At 65.1% G+C, this 22,979-nt stretch carries 21 protein-coding genes; 9 read left to right on the forward strand and 12 right to left on the reverse strand.

What is annotated here, in order from left to right; translation table 11 throughout:
- Positions 1-93 precede the first annotated feature (93 nt).
- Positions 94-927: an IclR family transcriptional regulator gene (locus SAS01S_RS09405; protein WP_084238743.1), complete on the reverse strand. Its 834-nt coding sequence runs from the start codon at positions 925-927 to the stop codon at positions 94-96.
- A gap of 130 nt (positions 928-1,057) precedes the next feature.
- Here SAS01S_RS09405 and SAS01S_RS09410 point away from each other — a divergent pair, with 130 nt between their 5' ends.
- A complete protein-coding gene (locus SAS01S_RS09410; RefSeq protein WP_066807428.1) occupies positions 1,058-2,236 on the forward strand; it encodes a mandelate racemase/muconate lactonizing enzyme family protein in 1,179 nt (392 codons plus the stop codon).
- Positions 2,237-2,325: 89 nt separating this feature from the next.
- Here the strand turns inward: SAS01S_RS09410 and SAS01S_RS09415 are convergent, their stop codons facing one another.
- The 4 genes from SAS01S_RS09415 to SAS01S_RS09430 form a co-directional block, all read right to left on the reverse strand.
- Positions 2,326-3,606 carry a caspase family protein gene (locus SAS01S_RS09415; RefSeq protein ID WP_169804934.1) on the reverse strand — a complete coding sequence of 427 codons (1,281 nt, stop codon included), beginning with the start codon at positions 3,604-3,606 and terminating at the stop codon, positions 2,326-2,328.
- A gap of 31 nt (positions 3,607-3,637) precedes the next feature.
- Entirely contained in the window at positions 3,638-4,486 is an 849-nt protein-coding gene (locus SAS01S_RS09420; RefSeq protein ID WP_066807430.1) for a lysozyme family protein, read from the reverse strand.
- A gap of 199 nt (positions 4,487-4,685) precedes the next feature.
- A complete protein-coding gene (locus SAS01S_RS09425; protein ID WP_245656826.1) occupies positions 4,686-6,029 on the reverse strand; it encodes a sugar transferase in 1,344 nt (447 codons plus the stop codon).
- Between the two features lie 216 nt (positions 6,030-6,245).
- Positions 6,246-6,422, reverse strand: a complete 177-nt coding sequence (locus SAS01S_RS09430; protein ID WP_157082747.1) for a hypothetical protein — start codon at positions 6,420-6,422, stop codon at positions 6,246-6,248.
- Between the two features lie 395 nt (positions 6,423-6,817).
- On the opposite strand from SAS01S_RS09430, the gene SAS01S_RS09435 reads away from it, so the two are divergent.
- The 4 genes from SAS01S_RS09435 (at position 6,818) to SAS01S_RS09450 (ending at position 12,345) form a co-directional block, all read left to right on the forward strand.
- Positions 6,818-7,744, forward strand: coding sequence for a hypothetical protein (locus tag SAS01S_RS09435; RefSeq protein ID WP_066807433.1), 927 nt, complete (start codon positions 6,818-6,820; stop codon positions 7,742-7,744).
- Between the two features lie 168 nt (positions 7,745-7,912).
- Positions 7,913-8,770, forward strand: a complete 858-nt coding sequence (gene galU / locus SAS01S_RS09440; protein ID WP_066807434.1) for a UTP--glucose-1-phosphate uridylyltransferase GalU — start codon at positions 7,913-7,915, stop codon at positions 8,768-8,770.
- Between the two features lie 5 nt (positions 8,771-8,775).
- The gene (locus SAS01S_RS09445; RefSeq protein ID WP_066807435.1) at positions 8,776-10,974 is read left to right on the forward strand and encodes a GumC family protein; all 2,199 of its coding nucleotides are present in this window, start codon (positions 8,776-8,778) and stop codon (positions 10,972-10,974) included.
- Positions 10,975-10,986: 12 nt separating this feature from the next.
- A complete protein-coding gene (locus SAS01S_RS09450) occupies positions 10,987-12,345 on the forward strand; it encodes an O-antigen ligase family protein (protein ID WP_066807436.1) in 1,359 nt (452 codons plus the stop codon).
- Here the strand turns inward: SAS01S_RS09450 and SAS01S_RS09455 are convergent.
- From SAS01S_RS09455 to SAS01S_RS09470, 4 genes are read right to left on the reverse strand one after another with little or no spacing between them, the layout of a single operon-like run.
- Positions 12,302-13,009, reverse strand: coding sequence for a TylF/MycF/NovP-related O-methyltransferase (locus SAS01S_RS09455; protein WP_066807437.1), 708 nt, complete (start codon positions 13,007-13,009; stop codon positions 12,302-12,304). The genes SAS01S_RS09450 and SAS01S_RS09455 overlap by 44 nt on opposite strands.
- Positions 12,996-14,009: a polysaccharide pyruvyl transferase family protein gene (locus SAS01S_RS09460; RefSeq protein WP_066807438.1), complete on the reverse strand. Its 1,014-nt coding sequence runs from the start codon at positions 14,007-14,009 to the stop codon at positions 12,996-12,998. Before SAS01S_RS09460 ends, SAS01S_RS09455 begins: the two co-directional genes overlap by 14 nt.
- On the reverse strand, positions 14,006-15,487 hold the full coding sequence (locus SAS01S_RS09465) for an oligosaccharide flippase family protein (RefSeq protein ID WP_066807439.1): 1,482 nt from the start codon (positions 15,485-15,487) through the stop codon (positions 14,006-14,008). The genes SAS01S_RS09460 and SAS01S_RS09465 overlap by 4 nt, the downstream gene beginning before the upstream one ends.
- Positions 15,477-16,193 carry a glycosyltransferase family 25 protein gene (locus tag SAS01S_RS09470; protein WP_245656827.1) on the reverse strand — a complete coding sequence of 239 codons (717 nt, stop codon included), beginning with the start codon at positions 16,191-16,193 and terminating at the stop codon, positions 15,477-15,479. The genes SAS01S_RS09465 and SAS01S_RS09470 overlap by 11 nt, the downstream gene beginning before the upstream one ends.
- Before the next feature lie 281 nt (positions 16,194-16,474).
- On the opposite strand from SAS01S_RS09470, the gene SAS01S_RS09475 reads away from it, so the two are divergent.
- The 4 genes from SAS01S_RS09475 to SAS01S_RS09490 are packed head-to-tail and all read left to right on the forward strand — an operon-like array spanning position 16,475 to position 20,521.
- Positions 16,475-17,350, forward strand: a complete 876-nt coding sequence (locus SAS01S_RS09475) for a glycosyltransferase family 2 protein (protein WP_066807440.1) — start codon at positions 16,475-16,477, stop codon at positions 17,348-17,350.
- Entirely contained in the window at positions 17,350-18,303 is a 954-nt protein-coding gene (locus SAS01S_RS09480; RefSeq protein ID WP_066807441.1) for a glycosyltransferase family 2 protein, read from the forward strand. The genes SAS01S_RS09475 and SAS01S_RS09480 overlap by 1 nt, the downstream gene beginning before the upstream one ends.
- Positions 18,300-19,223: an endonuclease/exonuclease/phosphatase family protein gene (locus SAS01S_RS09485; RefSeq protein ID WP_157082748.1), complete on the forward strand. Its 924-nt coding sequence runs from the start codon at positions 18,300-18,302 to the stop codon at positions 19,221-19,223. Before SAS01S_RS09480 ends, SAS01S_RS09485 begins: the two co-directional genes overlap by 4 nt.
- A complete protein-coding gene (locus tag SAS01S_RS09490) occupies positions 19,220-20,521 on the forward strand; it encodes an outer membrane beta-barrel protein (RefSeq protein ID WP_066807443.1) in 1,302 nt (433 codons plus the stop codon). The genes SAS01S_RS09485 and SAS01S_RS09490 overlap by 4 nt, the downstream gene beginning before the upstream one ends.
- On the opposite strand, the gene SAS01S_RS09495 is transcribed toward SAS01S_RS09490, so the two are convergent.
- Genes SAS01S_RS09495 through SAS01S_RS09505 form a run of 3 tightly spaced genes read right to left on the reverse strand, consistent with a single transcriptional unit; the run spans position 20,510 to position 22,946 of the window.
- A complete protein-coding gene (locus SAS01S_RS09495; protein ID WP_066807444.1) occupies positions 20,510-21,211 on the reverse strand; it encodes a serine O-acetyltransferase in 702 nt (233 codons plus the stop codon). The genes SAS01S_RS09490 and SAS01S_RS09495 overlap by 12 nt on opposite strands.
- Positions 21,211-21,759 carry a polysaccharide biosynthesis/export family protein gene (locus SAS01S_RS09500; RefSeq protein WP_066807445.1) on the reverse strand — a complete coding sequence of 183 codons (549 nt, stop codon included), beginning with the start codon at positions 21,757-21,759 and terminating at the stop codon, positions 21,211-21,213. The genes SAS01S_RS09495 and SAS01S_RS09500 overlap by 1 nt, the downstream gene beginning before the upstream one ends.
- Complete coding sequence (locus SAS01S_RS09505; RefSeq protein WP_066807446.1) at positions 21,756-22,946, reverse strand: glycosyltransferase; 1,191 nt, start codon at positions 22,944-22,946, stop codon at positions 21,756-21,758. Before SAS01S_RS09505 ends, SAS01S_RS09500 begins: the two co-directional genes overlap by 4 nt.
- Positions 22,947-22,979: the final 33 nt, after the last annotated feature.

Raw genomic sequence — 22,979 nt, forward strand, 5'->3', positions numbered from 1 at the left:
CCCCAGCTTTCGCTGGGGTGACGGGAGGGTGCGCTGGGGCGACGGGAGGATTTCGCGCAGATGACGACCGAAATTACAGATCCCCAACCCAGCCTAAACGGCGAGGCGATAGTCGAGCGCCGGATCCACCGGCGCGATCTCCTCGCCGCGTTCCTGGCCTCTGGCCTGGATTTCCGCTGCGGCGACGCGTAGCGCTTCGAGCATGGTCGGCATGGCCGCCTCGGGAATCCAGCCCGACAAGCCGATCGCCGCATAGGCTGTCTGCCCGACGGTGATCGCCACCGTATGCTGCTCGCGCTCGTCCTTGACGCGCAACCGGGCATAGCCTTTGCGACGGATATCGGTCAGCGCCAGCAGCAGCGCGTCGGTATCGGCATAGCCGGGTATCTCGCCCTTGCCGTAGATCTCGTGAATCTCGTCATCTTCCAGCGTCGCCAACAGCGCCATGCCGATGCCCCCCCGCGTTGCCGGGTAAAGGCCGATGCGGCCCAGCGCATCAGTCGCCGGCATGTTGGGGGGCGCATGGAAGAGATAGCTGACATTGTCCCGCCAGCGAACCCCCATGGCCACGGTATGGCCGAAATGACGCAGTTCCTCGAGTGCCGGCAAAGCGCGCCGCAACAGGCCCGAGGCGAACAGGCTCTGGGCCGCCAGCACGGTCATGCCGGCGCCGGCGCGATATTTGCGATCGGGCGTCTGGCGCGCGATGCCGAGATAGGTCAGCGTCTTGAGCAGCCGGTTGACCCGCGTCGTCTCCAGCCCGACGCGGCGCGCGACCTCCCGGCAGCCCACCGGCTCCGTCGAGATGGCGAGAGCCTGGAGCACTGTAATGCCGTCGATCAGGCTCTGGTTGGGCTGCGCCCCGGCCTTGTCGCTGCGTACCCGGGTTCCACGGTCGGCGGATGCTGGTGATTGCGTTGCTACCATCGCCGTCGACGCTACCGCAGCGCCGACGGCACGTCTACACTTCCGGCTCGATTAAAGACTGGCGGCGCTCAATATTGTTGCTAATAGAGATATAGAAATGAAAAACTGAACCGCGCGAGAGGGATGTTCGATGGTTAGTGATGCGATCAAGGCGATCGACATATTCTCGGTCCGCATTCCCCAGGATGACAGCTATCTCGGCGGGCTGGGGCCAGGCGAAACGGTCAACGACCGCGGCTACGTGGTACGCCGCGGCAACCGCACCATCTACCCGCAAACGATGCGCTCGGCGGTCATTCGCGTGACGCTCGAGTCGGGCGCCGAAGGTTGGGGTGAAACCTATGGCCTGGTGGCGCCCAATGCGATCCACGCCTTGGTCGATGATATCATCGCGCCGATCATCGCCGGCCGCTCGCCGTTCGACGTGCAGGCGATCTGGGACGACCTTTACGACCTGATGCGCGTGCGCGGTTATACCGGCGGCTTCTGGCTCGACGCGATGGCCGGGGTCGACATCGCCTTGTGGGACCTGATGGGCAAGCTCACCGGCCTGTCGCTGCCGCAATTGCTCGGCGGTCGGCATCGCGATCGTATCCCGGCCTATGTTTCCGGATTGCCGAGGCCGACAATCGCGGAAAAGGTCGATCTGGCCAAGAGCTTCGTCGACCGCGGCTACCGCGCGGTCAAGATTGCCGCGGTGGTCAGCTATGAGGGCGTCGAGCGGGAGATCGCGGCTCTGCGCGAAGGCCTACGTCCCGATATCGGCATCATGCTCGATTGCCATTGGATCTATTCGCCCGCCGAAGCGATCGCGCTGATCGACAAGCTCGCGCGCTACGACCTCACGTTCGTCGAGGCGCCGTGCAAGACCGAGGATGTTCAGGGCCTAGCGGAAATCGCCCGCCACTCGGTCATCCCGGTTGCCGCCGGCGAGGAATGGCGAACGGTGTTCGATGCGCGCAGCCGCCTGGAGGCGCGCGCTGTGTCGATCGCCCAGCCGGAAATGGGCCATACCGGCATCACCCAATTCATGCGCATCGCCCAACTGGCGCAGGCGCATCATGCCCAGATCATCCCGCATGCGACCATCGGCGCCGGGATTTTCGCGGCGGCAAGCCTGTTGGCGTCGTCCACCATCCTCAACCTGCGCTGGCACGAATATCAGCACTCGATCTTCCATCACTCGGCATCGCTGATGGATGGCCGGCTCGAATGCTCGGACGGCCACTTCCTTCTTCCCGAAGGGCCGGGGCTCGGCGTCACGCCTAACGCGCGGTTCTGGGAGAACGCGACCCGGTTGGGTGGCTGAAATGCGCCAGGCTAACGCTTGAGTCAGCACTGGCTCGCGATCAACCGGCTCGGTATCGCGAGCACCCACGCTTGATACCGGCGATCCCGCTAGCTTGAGATCGTGGCGCTGCACACGAACGCCGAGACATATCCTGCCGTATCCTTGCCGCCATGGCCCTTGCCGGGCTGCGGCAGGAAATTTCCGTCAGGGTATGCCGCCGACAGCTTCATGAGCAACGCGCGCTCGGCTGGCTGCTTGGGATCATAGCGCATCAAATTGTTGCGCACGTTGAAGCCCTGGTGAAAGTTCTTGTTTTCCGACAGGAAGCGAATGCGCAGCCGGCCGATCCCGAATTCATCCGCCCGCGCCGCGATCTTCACCGCCAGCGTCTTGGCATAGGCAAAACGCTGACGCTCAGGCCCGCCTCCGCACCAGAAGATATCGAGCTTGGTGCCGGGCGTCCCCTCGCGCCGGAACGTGGCTTCGCCCGGCGCTCCCGGTCCGGCCATGGTCGGAGATGGCGTCAACGCCCAGGTCGGCCCATCGGGCGAGGTGCGTCCGGGCAAGCCCAATGGCGTCGGACTGAGCGACGTGATGCCGGCACCGGGATAGGTATCGGCGATCGTCCCGCGCTGGCCGTCCACATATTGGCGATAGATACGGCTATTGACCCGCGCCATAACGTCGCGAACGTCGCGCCGCGAATCCAGTTCGGCGATGAGCGCCTTGGCATAACTGTCGTCATCCGGTGCGGTATCGCCCGGGCTCGTCGCATATTGGACGATCGCGTTGTCCGGCGACCGGATTGTGACCGCATTGTTATAGACGCCATTGTCGCCAGTGGGATCGTCCCGGCAATTGTCGAGCGACACAAGGGCGACCACGCCGGGATCGCCCGGTAGCCGCTCGAATAGATAGGAGAGCTCGTCGGCGTTCAGTCGGTAATAGCGAAGTCGCGCCTTTTCCGACGCCGCGTCGGGCCCGGTTTCTTCCTGAAACATCACCGGCAAGAGGAAGGGGTTGCCGTAGAATTGGCTGCCATGGCCGGCATAATAGACGAACACCACCGAGCCGCGCGGCATGGAGGGATATTTCCGCTTGAGCGCGTCGACCGCGGCCTCGAACTGCTGGTGGGTGAGATTGCAATAGTCCAGCACCGTGAAGCCGGCGGCGGCGAGCTTCGGCTTGATCGCCGCGACGCGTTGGCAGGTATGCGGCAAATCGCGTTCATAGCGCCCCATGGGCGCGCTATCGATTTGGCCGTTCAGATTGTAATCCGAATTACCGAACAGCAACGCGATGCGGACTGGCGGCGGGGCCGGAGCGGCAACGCTGGAACTGCCCAAGGCGATCGCGCCAACGAGCGAAACAATCGAGAGCCTGCGCATCGTCGTTCCCCAATCCATAGCGGATGTCCAATCAGCCGTGCGCTGCGAGCCCTTTGCGGAACAAGGCTGCTTCCGCCATGCGCCGAAGCTTTACGCCACGGGTCTTGGGCGTGGTCCACAGCCGAGTCATCGCTTCGAACTCGGCCGGGATACGGTCGATCTGGCCGGTCTGGACGTGCCGCTTGATGGCGCGCATCTCGGCATAACGTGGCCCGGAGGCGCCGAAGCTCGCACCGCGATTATAGACCAAAGATACCAGCGCCCCGAGGCAGTCGGACGGCAGGTTGTCATCTACCGGAAGATGCTTGAGCGTTTCTCCGACGTATCGCGGCAGCACAACCGTCCGGAACTGCGGCTCGGCCTGCGCCCAGGGAATACGGATGTCCTTGAGCAGCGGCTTAACCGGCTTTGCCTTCGCGCCGGTCTTCTTGCATGCCTTCGCCAGCACGGCGAGTTGCGTGGGCGATAGCCACGTGCCCCAATCCTCGCGAAGCCAGGTTTCCGTGACATAGCCCAGGTCATATCCCATGCCGATCGTCAGCCCGGATGGTGGCGCCGGCAGAACGGCGCCTTGCAAGGCCGCCTCGTAATGCGACGCGCTCGAGACTTCGAAACCGATGAGCAAGCGGATGGCGTCGCTTGAGATCGGCCGATTCGATGGCGGGGTGCGCAAGCGCGGGCCCTGCGTTAGATTATACTCGATATAGACGCTGCTGCGCCCTTCATTGGCGGCGCGCGCGTCGTAGACCAGCGCGGGATCCGTTTCCGCCTGGCGCAGCAGATCCTCGAAACTGTCGGGTGCCGCGAACGCCGCGCTTGGCAATACCGATAAGGCGCCGATCGCGAGTGAGCCGATCAGCAGGTCGCGCCTGTTGTTCATGGGTCCCCCCGGTGCTTAGAAATGCCTAGGGGGTTGATACCATGGAACGGGGGGAAAGATCGCGCAGGGAAGCCACCAAAGCGGACGTAATAGTGTTACCCGACCGATACCGTAGTTACGGCTCGGCACCCGAGGCGATCAGTCGTGGGATTAAGCGGACTCCATTGTCCGGAGCCGAGTTCGCTAAGCTGACGCCTCGTCAATAGGCGTTGCGATGCACCATCACGACCACGGTCGACGCCAGGATGCGCAGATCGCGCGAGATCGACCATTGATCGAGATATTCGAGATCGGCGGCGAGTCTGCGTTCGAGATCTTCGCGTTTTTCGGTTGCGCCGCGGTGTCCGCGAACCTGAGCCAGACCGGTTATGCCGGGCTTGAGGGCGTGGCGGACCCAATATTGGTGACTGACCTCCCAAAATAGCTGGTCGCCCGCCAGCGACCCGAGCGCATGGGGCCGCGGACCGACCAAGCTCATATCGCCTTCCAGCACGTTGAACAGTTGCGGTAACTCGTCGAGGCTGGTGCGCCGCAAAAAGCGCCCGACCCGCGTGATCCTGTCGTCCGTGCGGCTGGCCGAGCGATTGCCGGCGGCGTCGCTTTCCTCATGCCGCATCGTGCGGAATTTCACGATCTTGAACAGCTGATTGCGCCGGCCGACCCGGTCCTGCCGGAAGAAGACCGGCCCGCGGCTATCGAACTTGATCATCAGCGCGATCACCGCAAGCAGCGGCGACAGCGCGATGATGGTGGGTACCGTCAAGGCGAGATCGAGCAGGCGTTTCGCCGCGCGGTTGCTCATGCTCAACGGCCCGCGCGATACGATGTGGGTCGATTGCCTCCCGGCACGCCCGATGCCGATCACGTCGGAATAGTTGCGATCGTGAACGAGCAGTTCGCCGTCGATATTCGCGCCACGCAACAACGTGGTCCATGCATGTCGGCGGTCATCGTCGCACGAGACGATCACCCGATCGAACCCCGCGAGCACGTCGCCGATGCGGTGCAGCATCACCGGGTCGCTGAGGTCGGGCAAAAGACCCATAGCGCGCGCGTTGATGCGGTGGGCCCAAGCGACGCCAGGCGCTTCGACGCCATCGACGATCAGCAATTCATTATACAGCGATCCCTCGAGACGCCGCAAACCATGCTCCACGAAGAGCAGCCGACCGCCGACGAGGAACAGCAAGGCGAGCGGCGACCCGATCGCGAAATCGACGCGCGAGATCTCCTGGCTGGCATGGGCGATATAGGTAAGGAACACGACAGCGACCAAGGCATAGACGAGCGCCGTCGCCGATCGCTTGAGGCTGAGCTTGGGATTGGTGAATACCGTCGCGTTATAGACTTCGGCAGCAAGGGCGATGCCCAGATAGCCGGTCAACACCATCAGCGACAATTGCCAGCCGTCGAACGTGCGAGGCCCGGCGTGCAATGCGTGGGCCGTCACGAACGCGACAATGATCGCCAGGCAATCCACCGCGAGGAGTTCGGTATAAAGGCGAAGGCGCTGCAGACGCTTTGAGCGTACGCGCGGTGCCACGAATTCCCCAAGCGTAGAAACATTCATTCCCGAGTTCCCCTTTGACTCTGCGCAAAAGCGCCGATCCGGGTCTTTCGGTATAAATCAGTTATCTAGAGCGGAGTGGCAATGGAGGTGCGGGTCAAATTCGCCGAAGGCAAGACCACCCGGTCTGTGAAAAGGACGACCGGTTTTCAATTATGCCGCGGTGCAGCGTAATCGCGGAATTCGGATACCTCAGCGAATCACCAGATAGGCGATTCCGGCCACCGCTGCAGCCAGCGCCAGATAGCCGGCGACGCGGGACACGCGGCGGACCGTGAGCTCGATCCAATCACGCTCTGCCGGGGTTGATTCGGGATTGGCCTGGATCTCGACCCGATCCAGCGCAGCGCCGAGCGCTTGTTGAGACATATCGTCCATCCTCTCCCCGCCCACGCTTATGCCGCTGAGGCAGACTGTGGCATAGCCGGGTTAAACTGTTCGGTGAAGACTAAAATAATTAGCCGAGCTTGATCAGCCGCTTGAAGTCCGGAACAAACCGGCGGCGAGACTGTTTACGGGGCGCGAGCCAGGCGGACAGAACCGCGGCCGCGATATCATGGTCTTCGGGTCGCGCGACATGCGTGACGAGGGGGGATGGGCGCATCGCGCGAACTCCTTGTGATCGCGGCGCTTATGCTTCCGGCGGAGCTTCGATGGCGTTAAATGACATGCTTTAACACGAATTAAGCATCGGTTGGCCGACTGTGTCTCCCGAACTGCCGCAGGCAGCTAGCCGGTGACGCCGGTATCCCGATAATAGAGCGATGCCGTTCGATGCACCCGGCCGGACCCAGATCGACGCTCGCGGCGAGCCGGTTTACCATGCCAAGGACCGTGCGGCCTATCGCCATGTCAGCGCGCTTGACGTGGGGAACGGCCTGGTGGTGCTCGATCGTCCGACGACCGGCGTGGTGATGGACGATGTGCGGGTCGACGGCGGCTATCGCGTCATCGAGAATACTGGGATCGATCGCGCCGAGGCGCGCGTCGTCGGCTTGCGGGTGTCCAACGTTACCGCGACCAACCTACGTCGCGGCTTTGCCCGGATCCGATACGACAGCCGGGACGGACTCTTCTCCGACATCACCGCCAGCGGCATGCTGACGACGGGCGCGCATGACCTCCCATGCGGGATCGCGATCGCCGACGATGCATCGGATTTTCGCTTCGAGCGATGCACGATGCGCGGCTTCCAATGGAAGCGGAACGACCGCCAATATTGGAATGGCGATGGGTTTTCGGCCGAACGCGGCAACCGGCGGCTAGTGTTCCGCGCGTGCGCTGCCTGGGACAATAGCGACGGCGGCTTCGATCTGAAGGCGAGCGATTCGATGCTCGACGACTGCGTTTCAGGCCGCAACGCGCGCAATTACCGCTTATGGTCGAGCATCAATGCAAGCCGCCTGACCAGCATCGAGCCGGTCAAGGTCGGCGGCATCGGCGATACCGTGCATTTCGCGCTGATGGGCGCCAAGGCGCCGGGTGGGGCGCCGATCGTCATTCGGATCGCCCATTTGGTAGTGAAGAGCGCGCATGGATGGCCCGTCTTCGACGTGCATGACGGCCCGGTACGGATCATCATCGATTCGCACGACATCCAGGTCCCCCCGGGCACCCAATTGGTCCGTCCGCGGGGCAAAGGCAGCGTGCCGGGAGGAATCACATGGGGCGGTGCGCCGCCAAAGCTGTGATCCGAGTTGAGCAGTTGCAGCATTAGACGCGATGTAGGCACGGCTCAACGTTGCGCTCTTGTTGCGATGCAGCAGAAAGGCACAGGTAAGGCCTGCCCGTCTTAAGCCGACCATTGGAGTCTTGGCGTGCCGGGCACCTGTCGACAACGCTCTACAAAAGGGATCGATATGGACAAGGTGCGCAAAGCGGTGTTTCCGATCGGCGGACTGGGGACGCGTTTCCTTCCCGCCACCAAGGCGATGCCCAAGGAAATGCTGCCGATCGTCGATCGCCCGCTGATCCAATACGCTATCGACGAAGCTCGCGAGGCGGGGATCGAGCAGTTCATCTTCGTGACGAGCCGCGGCAAGTCGCTGATCGAGGATCATTTCGATCATTCGTTCGAACTCGAAGAGACGATGGAGCGACGCGGCAAGTCGCTCGACGCGCTGGTCGACACGCGGTTCGCGCCGGGCGACATCGCCATCGTCCGTCAGCAGGAACCGCTTGGCCTCGGCCACGCCGTATGGTGCGCGCGGCGTCTAGTCGGGGACGAACCGTTCGCCGTGCTGCTACCCGACGACCTGATGATCGGCCAGCCCGGCTGCCTGAAACAGATGATCGAAGCCTATGAGCAGGTCGGCGGCAACCTGATTTGCGCCGAGCAGGTGCCGCACGATCGGACGCACAAATACGGCATCATCACGCCTGGCGCCGCCGATGGCACGCTGACCCAGGTTCGCGGCCTGGTGGAAAAGCCCGCGCCCGAGGAGGCGCCATCGAATCTGGCAGTGATCGGGCGCTATATCCTGCAACCGGCGATCATGGACATCCTGGCGCAGCAGGAAGAGGGCGCCGGTGGGGAAATCCAACTGACCGACGCGATGGAGCACCTTATCGGCCGCCAACCGTTCCACGGCGTCACCTTCGCGGGCACGCGCTATGATTGCGGCGACAAGCACGGCTTCGTGAGCGCCACGATCGCGGTCGCGCTGTCGCGGCCGGACATGGCGTCGGCAGTTCGCGACTGTCTGGCCGGGGTTTGAACCATATGGATGCAGCAACCCGGCCCCGCCTTCACCCGCGGCCGCTCGGCCCGGAATCGGACGTCGACGAATCGACATTGATCGATCTGCGGCGAATCGGCCGCATCCTCCGCCGGCGTGCGTTATTGATCGCGATCATCCTGGTCTGCGCCGCGGTGATCGCGGTTATCGCTTATATGATGGTGCAGCGACGCTATGTCGCAACCGCGCAGGTGGCGCTCGAGCGAACCGCCGAAAAGGTGATCGCCGAGGATCAGGTGACGCCTACCGTCGATCCCGATTCGGCGGCAGTCGATACCGAAGTCCAGGCGTTGCAATCGCCTGCGCTGATTGGCCGGGTGGTCGATACGCTGCGGCTCGATCGCAATCCCGATTTCAATGGCCATATGGCGCTCTCGACGGCCGCGAACGCGAAGCCTGACCCGCTCGCGCGTGCTCGTGCGATCGGAAATGTGTTCGGCAATTTGACGATCAAGCGCGATGGTTTGTCCTACGCGATCAGCATCTCGTTTGAAGCAACCTCGCCGGTGCTCGCCGCGCAGGTCGTGAACACGCTGGCGCAGACCTATGTCTCGGGTCAGGTCGATACCAAGTCCGGCGCGACCAAGCGCGCCAGCCAATTCCTCGAAGGGCGGTTGCAGGAAATGCGCGGCCAGGTGCTGACGGCGGAAAAGGCAGTCGCCGATTTCCGTGCAGCGAACAACCTTTTCGCGGTGTCGAACCAGAGTGCGACAAGCCAGTCGACCAGCCAGGAAGCCTTGTCCAACCTTTCCACTCAGCTCGCGCAGGCGCAGGCTGAAAGCGCCGCCGCGCAAGCGCGTCTGTCGACTGCTCGCGCGCAACTCGCGCGCGGAAAAAGCGGCGACGAACTTGGCGAGTCGCTGGATTCGCCCGTCATCAGTGCGCTTCGCGGGCAACGCGCCGAGATCGGCCGCGACGTTGCCAGCCTCGAAAAGCGATATGGCCCGCTTCATCCCGATCTCCAGCGGGCGCAGCGGGCGATGGCGAATACCGACGCGCAGATCGCCGCCGAGGTCAGCCGCATCGTCGCCAATACCTCGATCCAGGCCAATATCGCCAGCCAGCGTGCCGCTTCGCTCCAGGGATCGATCAACCGCGCCGAAGGTAAATTGGCAGCGGACAACAATGCCACGGTGAGGCTGAACGAACTGGAGCGCAACGCCGATTCGGCGCGCACGCTCTACCGCTCGTTCCTCGACCGCTATCGCCAGACGATCGCGCAGGCAGGCCTCGAACAGAGCGACAGTTATATCGTCGCCGCGGCGCGCGTCCCGGGGTCGCCGAGCGCGCCCAATTTGCTGATCTTCGGCGCGGCGGGATTGGTCGGCGGGCTCGGTATCGCGACGTTGGTCGTGCTGCTGCTTCAGCTGCTCGAGCGCGGCGTCGAGACAAGCGAAGCGATCGAGCGGAAGCTCGGGTTGCCGGCGCTGGCGTCGATCCCCGACGCGGCGACGCTGCCGGAATATAAAAAGAAGGGACTCCCCGCGCCGCCGATGGAGCTCGTCGTGCAACGGCCGCAATCATTGTTGGCCGAGGCTTTTCGCTCGCTCAGAACATCGATCTCGTTCGCGCTTCCCCATCAGAAGCACCGCATCATTGCGATCGCCTCTTCGGTACCGGGCGAAGGCAAGACGACGACCGCGATCTGCCTGGCGCGATCGGCCGCCGCTGCAGGCGTGAAGACGCTGCTAGTCGATTGCGACCCGCGCCGCCGGGCGACGAGCCGGCAGTTCGGCGGCAATGTGAAGGTTGGGCTCAACGAGCTGCTGCGGGGGAGCGCGTCGCTCGATCAGGTCCTGGTCCAGGATCAGGCGACCGGCGCCTGGCTGCTGCCGCAGCGGGTCGATGCCGACGACCTGACCCTGACCGAGGGCGGCCGCTTCGCAGCGCTGCTGACGCAGTTGCGCGAACGGTTTGATCTGATCCTGCTCGACACGGCGCCGCTGCTGGCGATCGACGAGGCGCGCGTCGTCGCCAGCATGGCCGATGGCGTCGTGTTCTTGCTGCGTTGGCGCAAAACCGCCGCGAAGGCCGCGGAAATCGCCCTCGATCGGCTCGCCGATGTCGACGCGAACGTGATCGGCGTCGCACTGACTCAGGTCAATGTGGTCGAGCAGGCCCGCGCCGGGTTCGGCGACGCCGGCTATTACTACAAGGACGTTGAAAGCTACCACACAGCCTGAACGAGCAGTGACGTGAACGAAGCCTCCAGTTTCGGCCCGTCCTTCGGGCTGCAGATCCTCGTTCCCGTCACGATGCTCCTGCTCGTGCCGCTCGCCATCGCCTATGTGCGGTCGGGCAGCGCCGCGGCGCGTTTCGTGCTGGTCGCGCTGTGGCTGCGCTATATCGCCGGCGCCTATCATCTCTGGATGTTTCGCCCCATCGCCGCGGGTTTTTCCGGCAATGCGATCGTGTCGATTGCAACCACCGGCATCGGGCTGCTGTTCGTGGTCCGCTTCGCCAATCTGGCGATTCGCTGGCTGGTGCCCGTTTATCTGATGATGGCGCTCGTGCTGGTCAGCGCGATCCTCAATCATGATCCCAGCGGCGCGATCAACGCGGTCGTCAAATATCTCTATTTCGCCGTCATCGCGCTGGCGGTGCTCCAGGCGCATCGGCGCGATCCCGAGGGGCATTTCATCGGCTGGTTGATGGTCGCTTTCCTGCCGCTGACCGTGTTCCAGTTTCTGTCGGTCGTGCTCCATTTGCCCAAGGGGTCCGAACTCGACGGCGGCCTGGTATGGATCGGCGGCTATAATCATGAGGCGGCCTTCTCGGTCGCGCTGGTGGCGGGGTTCGTCGTCGGGTGCTTCGCCCGCGCCGCGCATCCCCTTCCCCGGGTGATTTTCCTGCTGGCGATGCTCGTCGGCATCCAGCTCGCGGGGTATCGCACCGCTATCTTCGCGATGGGGCCGCTGGCGGTGGCGACGTTGTGGATCGGCATCACCACCAGCGTCCGGCGCGACCAGCGTCCCTTCATGGCGGGAGTCGGCGCCGCGCTCGCCGTGCTCCTGGTCGGGGTCGCGGTCGTCTTCTACGCTGATAAGTTCGCCGACATCGCGACTATCGCTGCCAATCCTGGCGCGCTGATCAAGCCCCCGAGCGAGTTTACCTGGGCCGACAAGCAGGTGTTGTCGGCACGCGCCTATATCTGGAGCAGCTATATCTACGCCTGGAAGGCGGGCGGTCCGATCCAGCATCTGTTCGGGTTCGGGCCGGAGAGCTGGGAGGGATTGTTCAAGGTCTATCCGCACAACACTTTGGTAGCGACGGTATACGAACTCGGACTCGTCGGCGTGCTCGGCATGCTCTCGTTATGGCTGACGATGCTGTGGGTGGCGATAAATGCGAAGGGCGAGCGCCTGATGCTGATCGCGGCGCACGCGTCGTTCCTGCTGCTCAACATGGCGACGATGCCATTCTGGCAGCTCGAAGGGCTCGGTCTCTACGGATTCCTGTGCGGCTACACGATGTACCGTGCCCGCGCTTTGGCGTCGCCGCGGCGCGAAGCTATCGCCGTTCGATCAGCGGATTGGCGCCCGGCACCATCCTGAAGCCGGGATTCTGCTCGAGAAAGGTGTCCACGGCAGCGCGGCAGCCGGGATAATCGTGATAATCGTCGATCACGATCACGCCATGCTCCGACAGTTTCGGCGCGACGGCATTGAGGCAATAGAGCACCGGATCGTGCCAATCGCAGTCGATATGCGCGAAGGCGACGCGCTCGACGTCGAGCGTGGGCCAGGTCTCCTCGAACAGGCCCTTTACCAACCGGATCTGGCGACCGTCGACCGGTGCACCGACGCTGGCGAGAACCTGGCCGACATGATCGAGCAGATCGTCGCGATAGCCGTAATAGACGTCGCCGCCGATTCCGGTCGCCTCGCCGGCGGCGATCACGGCATAACGTTCGCGCGATTTGGCATCGTCATGCTCGGAGGTGGGCGGCGGAATGGTGGCGAAGACGTCCAGGCCGACGAAGCGCGCATCGGCGCGACGCGCGGCCTGGGCGATCAACGCGGCGGTCCCGCCGAGCGCGACGCCGAATTCGAGATAGTCGCCCGCGACGCGGCGCTGCTCGAGCCGGCGCAGCGCCGTCTCGATCCGGACGAGCTTGACCGGGCGCAGATAAGTCAGCCCGTCGCGCCGCATGAGTTTCGCGACCGGGCTGAGGCGCAACAGCATCCAGCGGCGGACGATGCGGCTACGAAGCGACATGGCGCATTTCCTTCTTGGTGGTCGCGGCAAGCGCCAGGTCGATCGCGGTCTCGCGCGAGGTCGCGCGCGACAGGCCGGCATAATCGGCGGTCCATTGATCGGCGAACCCGGCGACCTTGCCGTAACTGTTGTCGAGCAGCACGTGCGGAATATCGAGCAGGAGCGAGAGGATGTGCGCGTGGAGCCGGTCGGTCACGACGGTTTCGCCTTGGGCCAGCATCGCCAGCCCGCGTTTGACTCGCCATTCGGCAAGCACGCGCTGGCGTAACAGCCGTCGCGCCTGCGGATCGCGGACCAAGAGCCGGCGGAGCTTCAGTGTCGCCCGAATCCGGTCCCTCGCCCCCTTATCCTCCTCGAGCCAGTCGTCGGCGATCACGCCCGCCGGCGGCTCGGCATCGGCACCGTTGGCGCGTTCATGGTCGGTGCGCAGCAGCGCGAATACCGACGCCACGGCGGGTGCGGGCCGAGGTAACCGGCCGAGCATCAGCGCGGCATCCGGGCACAGCTCGACCGTGCAATCGAAGCGCGCGCGGGCGAAGGCCAGCGATTTCGCGTCGCGGACGAGCAATGTGAAGCGGCCGTGGTCGCGGATCGCCGCGGCCATCTCGTCGGCGCGCTCGGGCGCGTCGTAATGGATCGATTGCGGCATCTGCACGATCGCGCGGTCGCGATGGCGCCGCAGCATCTGCAACCGAAACGCCTCGTGCTTCGGCCAGAGCGTTCCGAAATTGCCGCCGCCATGGATCAGGATCGTGCCGTCGCCGATCGCCGCCACCATCGCGGCGTCGTCATGGTCGCCCAGCGCGGAGACATAAACGGGCATCCGGCCGGCGCGCCGCAGATAGGCGATCTCGCCCAGCCAGATCGCAGAATCCCCGACATTGCTGTGATCGGGAAAATCGACCAGCGCGAGCCTGCCCGGGGGCAAGATGCCGCCGAGCGTCGATGCGAAGCGATTGGCGAGGGTGGCGACGACCTGATCGGCGCTGAGCGGGGTCAAATGCGGGCCTTTCTCAAGCGGTAGGCGCGATCCAGGATCATCGTGCGCCATTCGGGTCCGACCGCGAGAAGCACCGCGGCGTAAAGCGCGACGCCGAGCGGCACGAGCGTCGCGAGGGTCAGGAATTTGCTGATGCCGGCAGCCTCCAGGGCGCGCAGCCCGACGAACAGCGCGACCCCCATGATGGTCGAGGCGGCCAGCGGCGCCCGCACTGCCGCGAGCGTCGTCCCGGGTCCGATCCCCGATATGCGGTGCAGCAGCCAGACCTGAAGCGGCAGCGTGACATAGGCGCGCGCCACATAGGAAATTGCCACCGCGAACAGGCCGTAAGGCAGCGACAGCAAGGTCAGGACGATGCCGAGCACGAGTTGCGCCGTGGACAGCATGATCAGGCTCCGCCCAGCGCCAAGCGCGGACAGCGACGGCGAGGCGAAGAAGTTGAGCGTGAAGGGCAGCGCCATGAAGGCGAAAATCTGCGCCAGAGCGCCGGCATCGGCCCATTTCGCGCCGAACACGAACGGCACCGCGATCGGCGCCAGCGCGCCGAAGCCGACCAGTGCGGGAAAGGAAATCGCGGCGGCCCGCCCGATCATCCAGCGATAGGCGCGGGCGAGTTCGACGGTGTCATCCTTCACCCGCGCCAGCGTTTGCGTCGCGACCGTGGTGAAGGGCTGGATCGCGCCGCGAGCGATCAGCTCCACGGTGCGCCAAGCGGTCCGGTAGACGCCGACGGCAGCTAGGCCGATCCCCGCACCGATCGCCATCTCCTGGACGCGGACGGTCGCCAGGAAGATCAGCTGGACATAGATCAGGCTGGCATTGAGCATCAGATTGCCGCGCAGGATCGGCCATTCGAACCGCCATCCCGGAGTCCAGTCATAGGATTGGCGTGACAGAACGACGCCGACCGCTTCGGTCACCAGACGCTGGATCACCAGCGCCCACAGACCGAGCCCGTAAAAGGCGGCAAGCACGGCGGCCCCGCCGCCGATCACGCCGCCGACCACCGAGCGCAGCGCAGTTGTGCGATGCCCGAATTCGCGCAGGCGCAGCGCCATGTGGGTCACGCCGAACGAGGCTAGGGGGAGGACAAGACTCTGCACCGCGAGCGGCAGCGCGATGCCGGGCGCCCCCATCAACTCGGCGATTGGGCGCGACAGCAGGATGATGGCCCCGCAAGACAGCAAGGAGAAAGCCTGTTGCGAGCGGTAGATCGTGTCGAGGAACGCCGGGGTCAGCTCGCGCCGTCGAGCGACCGTCTGGAGCAGGCCGGCGGTCGATATGATCCGGAACGCCTCGGACGTGACCGCGACGACCGCGAACGCACCGACTTCGGCGCGCGACAGCAATCGTGCCAGCATCACGAAAACGATGAACGACAGCACCTGGTCGGACAGGAAACGCACCAGCGTCCAGCCGACCGAGCTCTTGCTCCGTTTCCGGAGCTCGGTGTCGAAACGGGCCTGATCAATATCCAAGGAAGCGCCTCGCCTTCATCATCCGCATGCGGGTGCGTTCCAGCTGACGCCAGGCGCGCTGGCGCAGCGTGCGGAATGCGGGATCGTTCTTGCCTGCGAACCGCGCCGCGCCGATCGCCGACGGCACGGTCGCTTCGAGGATCGGCGCCGGGAACAGCGCGAGGTTGCGAACCCCGTGCGCCCAGGATCGATCCATCGCGTCGTCGATCGGCCGGCGAATAATTCGGCACTCGTCGATGAACGCGCGCGCACCGGCCAGCGTGATGGCATAGCCCTGTGTGCCGTAGGCCGGGCCGATCAACTCGACCACGGTACGCGAGTGCTGAAGGAAGTCGGTCGCGACGATCCGCTGAAAGGTCGGCCGCTTTGCGTAGAGCCGCAGGTAATCGAAACCACGCGCGGCGAGGTCCGTCTCCGCAAGGCGTTCGATATAGGCCCAGTCGATAATTGTATCGTCCTCCAGGACGATGGCCTGGGCGACGTCGCGCGCGACCATCTCTTCCCAGATCGAGAAATGGCTGGCGTAACAGCCGATCTCGCCGCGGGTCAGGATACGCCCTTTGTTACGCCGGATCGCCGCTTCGTCGATGGCAAGGCTGTCGGGGCGCTGGGTGCAAGCGTCGAAGAAACGCCATGACAGCGCGGTGTCGCGGGCGCGATCGGAGAATGCTGCGCGACGGTCGCCGGCGTCGGCCAGCGACACCACGAAGAGCTCGGTCCGCGGGGGCGTGCCGGAGGGCTTCCCTCGCTCAACATGGTCTGGGTCCGACACCACACACTAGGCAGAGATTATTTTGCAGTGCAGCGCAAGACGGCGCTGCGACGACCCGAGCGGCACGAGCGACGGACCCAAAGTCGCGTATCCAAGCTTCTCGCGTCGTCGGCATAATGGGGCATTTCGCCTTCGCAGGTGCAGCAAGACATTGACGCTGACCGCGCAGGGAGGGAGGCAGTGCCCATGCTTGACGTCAGACGAGGAGACGAGTCGTGACGCGTGTTGCGCTGAGCGTCATCGTGCCGGTGTGGAACGGCGAAGCGGTGATCGCGCGCTGCCTCGACGCGCTTGCGCGCCAGACGGTCGATCGCGCGCGTTACGAGATCATCGTGGTGGATAACGGATCGACCGATCGCACCGCGGAGATCGTGCGGGGCTATCCCGGCGTGACCCTGCTCGCCGAGCCAAGGCCGGGATCCTATGCCGCACGCAATATCGCGATCGCGCAGGCCGCGGCGCCGATCGTCGCGTTTACCGATGCCGATTGCGTGCCCGATACCGATTGGCTCGCCACCGCTTTGGCGGCGGCAGAGGCGAATCCCGGATTCGGCGTCCTGGCGGGCAAGATCGATCTGTTCGAAGAGGGCGAATCCGGCGCACTAGTCTATGCCGACTATGAAAGGCTGTTCAGCTTTCCACAGGCGCATGCGGCGCGAGGGAATTGCGCGACTGCCAACTGGATCAGCCGCGCAGAAGTGTTGCGGGCGCTGGGCGGGTTCGACGCCAGTCTGAAATCGGGCGGCGATCGCCAGATGGCGCTGCGGATCCGCGCCGCCGGCCACCCACTCATCTACGTCCCCGACATGATCGTGCGTCACCCGGTTCGAGCCGACCGCAGCGAATTGGTGCGCAAGCGCCGCCGGCTCAGCGGCGGTCGCTGGGATCGGACCAGCGCTACGCCCCGCCTGGCGCGAGTGCTGGGCGTCACCGCGGTCGACACCGTGCGCCGGTTACGCCGCGCAGCGATCTCGCGCGACCTGCCGCTCGGCCGGCGGCTGGCAGTGATGAAGCTGACGCTCGAGCTGGCCGGGGTCGCGACGCGCGAATTCCTGCGGCTGGCGGGCGGACGCGAAGCGGCGCGCGACTGATGGTTGACGTTCGCTTCTCGGTGGTCATGCCGCTGTACAACAAGGCCGCGCATGTCCGCGACGCGATCGACAGCGTCCGTGCGCAATCTCATGCGGCCTATGAAATCATCGTGGTCGACAATCGCTCGACCGATGGCAGCCGCGAGATTGTCGCAGCGTTCGACGATCCGCGCATCCGCCTGCTCGATCTCGCGACACCGGGGCCGGGCGGCTATGCCGGCCGCAATGTCGGAATCGAGGCGGCGCGGGGCGAATGGATCGCCTTTCTCGACGCCGACGATCTGTGGGCACGCGACCATCTGGCGTTATTGGCGCAGGCTATCGCCGAGGACCCCAGCGTCGCCGCGGCTGCGACACGGTTCGACCATGTGTTCGCGGACCGCCGCCAGCCGCAACGCATCGCGGCCCGGCTGGAAAGCTCCGTCACGCTCGATTTCGCCGGGTTTCTCGAAAGCTGGCTGGCGGTGCGCGAATGTCCGATGTGGACCGGCGCGATCGCGATTCGCCGAACCGCGATTCTGGCGGCGGGCGGCTTCCCTCACGGCAAGGCGGTGCGCGGCGGTGACAAGGATTTGTGGCTGCGCGTCCTCCGCAAGGGCGGGTTGCGCTATTCTCCCGTCATCAGCGCCGACTTTCATCGCGACTCCGAGAACAAGGTCAGCAAGTCGACCACCACGCTCGACCTGCCGTTAATCGTGACGACTGTGCGCGGCATGATCCCGACCGCGAACCGGCGCGAAGCCGCGTTGCTGCGGCGGCTGGCGAACCAGGAGATCGCGCATTACGCTCGCTACGCGATGAAGCATCCGGGCCGCACCGCGATCCGCGCGCGCGACGTCTATCTGCCCGAAGGTTGGACGACCGCGGCGCTGGTCTTCGCTGCCCGCACGATCCCGGCGGCACTCCGGCAACGCGGACATGAGCTGCGCACCCGGTGGAGCGCGCAGGCTTGACGATCCTTGCCAATATCGGTCGGCTGATGATCGCCGGCGCGGCGATCGCGGCGTGGCTCGCCATCCTCGGGGCATGGCTTCCGAGCCTGGACGTGCTCGCGTCGTTCGTGCCGCTGTTCGCCGTGGCGCTGGCGGTCGGGCTCCTGATCGCGCGGCGCCGCGTTCGCTGGACCTTGCCGCTCGCGGCGATCGGCATCGTACCGATGGCGATGGCGGCGACGCCGGAAATCGTTCGGACGATCCCCGCCGCGCCCAAGGGGGCACGCGAAGTGCGCGTTCTGACCCATAATGTCTGGGTCGACAACGCGTCCCCCGCCGCGACCGGCGCGGCGATCGCGGGGACGGACGCCGACATCGTGCTGTTGCAAGAGGTGTCGCGCGCGAGAGAACCACTGGTTGCCGCGACTTCACGCCGCTTTCCCTATCGCACGGCGTGCCCCGGCGGCGGCTGCGGCCTGGCGATCCTGTCGCGCTGGCCGATCCGGGCGTCGGGCTATTTCCTGAAAGATGCGCGCGGACAGAAGTTCGGACCGCCGCTCCTCTGGGCCGAGATCGCTGTGCCCGGCAGCGCGCCGGTGACGGTCGCGACGCTGCATTATCCGCGCCCGATTCCCGCCGGCCGACAGGCGGCGGCGCGCGCCGCGCTTGCCGCCGCCTTGGCGCGCATCGATCGCGGCGGCCTGATCATCGGAGGCGATATGAATTTGACCCCATGGAGCGCCGCGATGCGCGCACAGGATGCGGCGTTCGCGCCACTGACGCGGATGACCCGCGCGATCTGGAGCTGGCCACGCACTCTGCCCTTCCTGCCGATCGACCAGCTCTATGCCGGCCCGGCCTGGGGCCTGGTGCGCGCCGATCGCCTGGCGGCGACCGGCTCCGACCATTTCCCCGTGCTCGTGACGCTGGGGCGCCGATGACGCCTCGTGTGATCCTATTGGCCGGCCTGATCAACGCCGCGATCACCGGTACCGCCTTCGCGCAGGTATCGGATGCGACCGACAGCGTCGGCCAGGCCCCGCCATCAAGCGCGTTCGGCCGCGACCGCAACGTCAGCGTGATGGAGCGCGAGCATCCCGAATACGACCCGGTCCCGGTCCATGTCGGCGTGCTCGAGCTCACGCCGTCGGTGGCGATCGGCACGGGGTATGACGACAATTTGTACGCGGTGAACGCGCCACGCATCGGCGATGCCTATCTCCATATCGTCCCGCGGCTGAAGATCGTGCGCCCGTCGCCCAATTTGAAGCTGACGCTGAACGGCGAGTTCGATCTGACGCGCTACGCATCGCGTATCAGCGAGAACCAGACCAACTATCGGCTCGATGGCGGTGCCCACTACGTCATCAGCAACGACACGACGGTCGATCTGACCGGGCTCTACGGTCGCTTTGCCCAAGAGCGTACCGAGCCCGATTCTCCCGCGCTGGTGCAACGTCCGATCCGTTTCACGATCAGCGAAGCGACCGGAGCCGTGACACATGTCTTCAACCGATTGCGCGTGCGCGGAGTGGTGGACGTCGAAAATCGCAATTACCGGGACGGTCGCGATGCCCTGGGCAACGTCGTCGATGAGGATTTTCGCGACCGCACGACGGTCACGGGCACCGGCATCGCCGAATATGCGCTCAGCCCAAGCATTTCGCTGTTCGGTGTGGGATCGTACAACATCCGCGATTACCGCACGCGGATCGGCCCGGTTCCGGCGCGAGACTCGCAAGGTTATGAGGCTGCGGTGGGATCGAGTTTCGAACTCGGCGCCAAGATACGCGGGTCGCTGCGCGTCGGCTATCTTCAGCAGAATTATCGCGACCCCTTCTTCGCGGATATCCGCGGCGTGCTGGTGCGGGGCGATGTCGAGTATTTTTTGACGCCGCTCGTTACGCTAACGGGGACGATCGATCGCCGAGTCAACGAGACCGGAATCCTCGGCGCCGCGGGCTACCTTTCGACCACCATGACGCTCCGCGCCGACTATGAACTGCTGCGCAATCTCATCCTGAGCGCGAGCGTCGAAAAGGAGGCGCGCAACTTCAACAATATCGATCGCGACGACGACCGCTGGACCTACCGCGCATCGGGGACGTACCGGCTCAGCCCGCGGATAGCGCTCCGCGCGGACTTGCTGCGGCGTAGCCAGTCCAGCGTCGGTACGGTCCTAGGCCGCGAATTCGAGAAGACGCGCGTGTCGTTCGGCGTGACGCTGTCAGGTCTGTAAGGCACCGACGACGGCTGGCTGCGCCGTTACCCGACGTTGGCCGGGATAGGCGTCGGCGCAGGCGGCCAATAGCGCCTCGGGCGCCATCCGGTTGATATAGCCTTCCGATCCCTGGTCGGAAATGAGCTTGGCCGGAATCCCGACGACCACCCCGCGGTCGGGCACATCCTTGGTGACGACGGCATTGACGCCGATCGCCGCCTCCTCGCCGACATTGATGCCGCCGATGATCTTCGCGCCCGACCCCAGGAAGCTGCGGTCACCGATCACCGGCGCGCCCTTGCGCGCGCCGCGGTTCATATAGCCGAGCACGACTCCGTGAGTCAGGTTGACGTTGCTCCCCAGCACCGCGTCGCCATGGATGTAGAAGCCGCCGAAACGGTTGAGGAAAAGCCCCGGCCCGATCTCGGTATATTCGGGGATGGCGAAACCGTATTTGTAGCGCGCGCGCAGCAGCATCAGCTTGGCGAGCGGATAGAGGCCGAACGCCTTGGCCGGCTTGCGCTTCAGCCACCCGCAGGTGCGCATCAGCACGGTATATTTATATCCCGGCGTGAAGGCATAATGCCGCACGAAGCTCTTCAGATCGGCCCGACCGGCATAGCGGTAGAGGTCGGCGGCAAGCAGCGCCTTGAGCTTCGTGAAGCTGACTGCACAACCGCGCAGATGCGGCTCGCCCGTTTCCTCCATCAGAAATAGCGCTCGGAGAAGCGCACCGTGTCGCCGGGCATGACCGCGAAGTCGGCGGTCAGCGGATATTCGGTTTCACCCGCCTCGCCCGCGCGTTTGACGAACACCTTTTTCTGGTTGGCGCGATAGGTGAAGCCGTCCGCTTTCGCCACCGCCCCGCGGATCGTGAGGCCCGGCGTATAGGGATATTCGCCGGGCTTCTGCACCTCACCCAGAACGTAGATCGGGCGGAAGGTCAGCACTTCGACCGCAACCTTGGGATTGAGCAGATAGCCCGCGCCAAGCTTGGCTTCGAGCGCTCCCGCCAGCGCGGCGGGCTCGAGCCCCGCAGCCGGCACGTCGCCGATCAGCGGGAAGGCGACAGTGCCGGCGGGAGTCACCTGAAACTCGCCCGTCAGCGTCGGCTCGCCATAGGTCGTGACCTTCACCTTGTCGCCCGGCGCCAGCTTCATCGCATCTGCCGCGGGCGGAGGACCGCCGCCGGCGACCGGGGTCTGCCCGACACAGGCAGAGAGAAACAGAAGGGTCAGAGCAAGCAGAAGCTTCATCGCGCGATTCCTGAGGACAGGGGATAGGGAGACGCGGGCGAGCCGCTGGTTCGAGGGGGTTGCAGTGCGGCGTCGATGCGACGCCAATAACGTTCGGTCGCCTGGGCAACGCCATAATCGAGCGAGCGTTGGCGCGCGGCATTGGCCGAAGCGGTACGGCGCGGTTCGCTCGCGACTTCACGCAAGGCCGATGCGAAGGCGGCGACGTCGTTCGGCGGCACCAGCGCACCTGCCGGAACCTGGCGCGCATCGACTACCGATTCACGCGGCAGATCGGCGAGGATCTCCGACGGTCCCGATGCGCAATTGGTGGCAACCACCGGCAATCCGCAGGCCATCGCTTCGACCAGGCCGTTGGGAAAACCCTCGGCATTGGAGGGCATCGCGAACAGGCGCGCGCGCGCCAGCACCGCGAAGGGATTGGCGACGAAACCGGGGAGCAAGACGCGCTCCGTCAGTCCCTTTGCCGCGATCTGCGCTTCCAGCGACGCGCGTTCGGGTCCCTCGCCCATGATGACGAGCCGATGCGGCAGGCCTGACGCGGCGAACGCATCGACGAGCAGCGCGAAGTTCTTGTTGGGGACGAGCCGGCCGGCCGCGACGACATAATCGCCGTCGATCGCCAATGGGCAGGGCGCGGCGGCCTGAGCCGCGATCGCGTCATGGTCGACCGGGTTGGCGATCGCGCTGACGCGGTCGCGGGCGACACCGAAATTTTGCACCAGATCGTCGACTACACCATCCGACACGGCAATGACGTGCCGCGCCCGTGGGTAGGCGAAGCGCACCATCGCGCGCGCTACGATCGCACCCGCGCCGCTCCCCAGATGTGCGCTGGTATTGACCCGCTCGCTGATCAGCCACGGCCGGCCGCGCCCGGCCATGGCTACGGCTGTCGCCACATTGGCACGGGTCAGGAAAGCGAGCGCGGCGTCGGGATTCAGGCGGCCAACCAGCCGACGCAACTGGGCGATGCTCGCGCCCAATCGATGCCCCGCGTCGAGCTGGGCAACGGTGATCCACTCCGGAACGGCATAAGCGCGCGGCTCGTCATCGAGCAACGCGAGATGCACGTCATAACGATCCCGCCACGGCGCCGACGCGCCAAGGATCGTCGTAAGCACACGTTCCGCCCCGCCGCCGACGAGCGAATTGATGACGAACAGGATCGTCGCCTTTTCGGCCATGTATCCTCACGTTCGGCGCTACCACCGGTTATG

It is taken from the genome of Sphingomonas asaccharolytica NBRC 15499, assembly GCF_001598355.1.
Taxonomy (GTDB): domain Bacteria; phylum Pseudomonadota; class Alphaproteobacteria; order Sphingomonadales; family Sphingomonadaceae; genus Sphingomonas; species Sphingomonas asaccharolytica.

Excerpts from the sequence above, each read along its gene's own strand:
- SAS01S_RS09415 (WP_169804934.1), bottom strand. The coding sequence starts at position 3,606 with ATGCGCAGGCTCTCGATTGTTTCGCTCGTTGGCGCGATCGCCTTGGGC.
- SAS01S_RS09420 (WP_066807430.1), bottom strand. The coding sequence starts at position 4,486 with ATGAACAACAGGCGCGACCTGCTGATCGGCTCACTCGCGATCGGCGCC.
- SAS01S_RS09430 (WP_157082747.1), bottom strand. The coding sequence starts at position 6,422 with ATGTCTCAACAAGCGCTCGGCGCTGCGCTGGATCGGGTCGAGATCCAG.
- SAS01S_RS09410 (WP_066807428.1), top strand. The coding sequence starts at position 1,058 with ATGGTTAGTGATGCGATCAAGGCGATCGACATATTCTCGGTCCGCATT.
- SAS01S_RS09445 (WP_066807435.1), top strand. The coding sequence starts at position 8,776 with ATGGATGCAGCAACCCGGCCCCGCCTTCACCCGCGGCCGCTCGGCCCG.
- SAS01S_RS09480 (WP_066807441.1), top strand. The coding sequence starts at position 17,350 with ATGGTTGACGTTCGCTTCTCGGTGGTCATGCCGCTGTACAACAAGGCC.
- galU (WP_066807434.1), top strand. The coding sequence starts at position 7,913 with ATGGACAAGGTGCGCAAAGCGGTGTTTCCGATCGGCGGACTGGGGACG.
- SAS01S_RS09495 (WP_066807444.1), bottom strand. The coding sequence starts at position 21,211 with ATGGAGGAAACGGGCGAGCCGCATCTGCGCGGTTGTGCAGTCAGCTTC.
- SAS01S_RS09490 (WP_066807443.1), top strand. The coding sequence starts at position 19,220 with ATGACGCCTCGTGTGATCCTATTGGCCGGCCTGATCAACGCCGCGATC.
- SAS01S_RS09405 (WP_084238743.1), bottom strand. The coding sequence starts at position 927 with ATGGTAGCAACGCAATCACCAGCATCCGCCGACCGTGGAACCCGGGTA.
- SAS01S_RS09455 (WP_066807437.1), bottom strand. The coding sequence starts at position 13,009 with ATGTCGCTTCGTAGCCGCATCGTCCGCCGCTGGATGCTGTTGCGCCTC.
- SAS01S_RS09500 (WP_066807445.1), bottom strand. The coding sequence starts at position 21,759 with ATGAAGCTTCTGCTTGCTCTGACCCTTCTGTTTCTCTCTGCCTGTGTC.
- SAS01S_RS09505 (WP_066807446.1), bottom strand. The coding sequence starts at position 22,946 with ATGGCCGAAAAGGCGACGATCCTGTTCGTCATCAATTCGCTCGTCGGC.
- SAS01S_RS09435 (WP_066807433.1), top strand. The coding sequence starts at position 6,818 with ATGCCGTTCGATGCACCCGGCCGGACCCAGATCGACGCTCGCGGCGAG.